Raw genomic sequence first — 1,432 nt, 5'->3', positions numbered from 1 at the left:
AGCGGCACCCTGCTCAACAGCAACAGCCCCGGCACCAACGTGCCCCACCTCGCCGTCGACTACTGGCGCAGCATCTATGCCGCCAACTACACCCCGCTGCTCGACACCGCCACCGGCCAGCCCCGCATCGACCCCACTCTCGGCGTCGCCGAACCTTCACTCAGCCGCTTCGATCCGCTATGAACGGTATCCATCAGGCTTCATCAAGAACCCGAATGGCGCAGCACCGGCCTCGGCAGGACACCCGGATGGCATGGGCTCGATGCGCCATCCTGGGACTCCTGAGTGTGCTTACCAGCATCGACGCATCGGCCTACCAATGCATACACGCCGCGACCCCACCTGCACCGCCGACCAATGGTGTCGTGTTGTGGTTTCCAGTGCCGGACGGAAACAGCTCTCCCAACACTCTGCTGCTGACGCTCCCAGCTGACAGTGTGTATACGGTATCTTTTTCTGACGAATGCGTGGGGGCAGAGTTCGCGCCGCGCTCTATCAGTGTCGCGCCCGGCGTGGCGTTGGCCTATTTCGGGTCAGATACCGAGACCGGCGTCGCAGATTCATTGGTCCTTCCGTGGGGGGCGGTGAATGCGCAGAGCAGCAACGGCTCTCCGCTTCTTGTATTTGAGGGCCGCGTGGGCACCATGGGGCGGTACCAATTCTGGGGCGGGCTGACCAGCATCCGTCTCATGGACACGTCCACCATGCTCCAGCAGTATTTATCCTGCCGCAGTTGCGTGTTTTCTCCTAATTTCAACGTCATCTTGCCCAGCGACGTACCCCCGCAGGTCATCGACTACCTCGGTGATCTCACCAATGCCAAGATGCCCAAGGCCAAAGTCGTAAATATCAGCGATGTCGGCTTCAAATTTGACGGAGCCGATCTCAGCGGGGCAACCCTTGCAGGCATATTCGATAACAGCTCGTTTTCGAATGTCACCGTCGACGGCACCACCTTTGGTGCGGACTTCATCGGCGCCACGTTTTCTGAGATCCTTTACAAAACCACTCCACCGACTTTCGAGGGGTACCTCGGAGGAACAGGTGATCAGTGCACACAGTTCAAAAACAGCAATTTGATCGGTGCTTCCTTTGACACCCTAATATGGGAACCTGGGCTTCCTTGTTCTGAGCCTTGGTTCCCCGGAAGCCAGCTTGATTTGAAGGCCGTTGGACAGTTGCTGCTTGCATCCAAAGGCTATCCCAATCCGCAGGCTCCAAACGGTGGCCCCATAAACTGGACCGGCGCACAGGTGATCGCCACCGCCGCCGATCGCAAGGCGCTGGCCGGCATCGACCTGACAGGTGTTAATATCGGGGGTCTTAGCCTTCAGGGCGAAGCCGTCGATCTCACCGGCATCCACCTTGATGGCGCCACCCTGAGCGGGGTCGATCTGTCCCTGGCCACGCTGACCAATGCCAGTCTCACCAA

General features: G+C 59.3%; 2 protein-coding genes. Both read left to right on the top strand.

All coding sequences use genetic code 11. The features are described 5' to 3' along the window. Nucleotides 1–183 (top strand): hypothetical protein (locus EK23_RS23835; protein WP_045227413.1); only part of this gene is annotated, 183 nt, incomplete at its 5' end. A gap of 104 nt (nt 184–287) precedes the next feature. Next, the coding region (locus tag EK23_RS21300; RefSeq protein WP_162196158.1) for a pentapeptide repeat-containing protein at nt 288–1,432 on the top strand (1,145 nt) is incomplete at its 3' end.

The organism is Methyloterricola oryzae (genome assembly GCF_000934725.1).
In the GTDB taxonomy this organism is placed as follows: domain Bacteria; phylum Pseudomonadota; class Gammaproteobacteria; order Methylococcales; family Methylococcaceae; genus Methyloterricola; species Methyloterricola oryzae.
This window is presented reverse-complemented; position numbering and strand designations above follow the sequence as displayed.